General features: G+C 32.2%; 1 protein-coding gene. It reads left to right on the top strand.

What is annotated here, in order from left to right; all coding sequences use genetic code 11:
- On the top strand, positions 1 to 521 hold a 521-nt coding region (locus AMN73_RS00195; RefSeq protein ID WP_256997799.1), incomplete at both ends, for an AarF/UbiB family protein.

Genomic DNA, 521 nt, shown 5'->3' with positions numbered 1-521 from the left:
TGTTAGGGATGGTTTTTTTCATGCTGATATGCATCAAGGAAATTTACTTATTGATAATAGTGGGAGAATTGTAACAATCGACTTTGGTATTATGGGTCGATTAGATAAGCTTAATAGAAAATTTTTAGCAGAAATTTTATACGGATTTATTTTAAGAGATTATAAAAAAGTTGCAGATGTTCATATAGTTGCTGGCCTAGTACCAAAAAACGTTAACGTAGATGAACTCGCTCAAGCTCTTAGATCCATAGGAGAGCCGATTTTTGGGCAATCAGTTAAAGATATTTCGGGAGGAAAATTACTTAAACAGTTATTTGACATTACTGAAAAATTTAACATGCAAACGCAACCCCAATTATTATTACTTCAAAAAACAATGGTTGTTGTTGAAGGAGTTGCAAGAAAATTAAACCCTGAAACAAATATTTGGGAAACTTCAAAACCTGTACTTGAAAAATGGCTCAAAGAAACTAAGGATCCAATTTCAAATTTAACTGAGACCTTGAAAGACTCAACTGAAG

The sequence above is a fragment of the Candidatus Pelagibacter communis genome (genome assembly GCF_001179965.1).
Classification (GTDB): domain Bacteria; phylum Pseudomonadota; class Alphaproteobacteria; order Pelagibacterales; family Pelagibacteraceae; genus Pelagibacter.
Note: the sequence above shows the minus strand (reverse complement) of the source record. Positions and strands in the feature narration are given on the sequence as shown.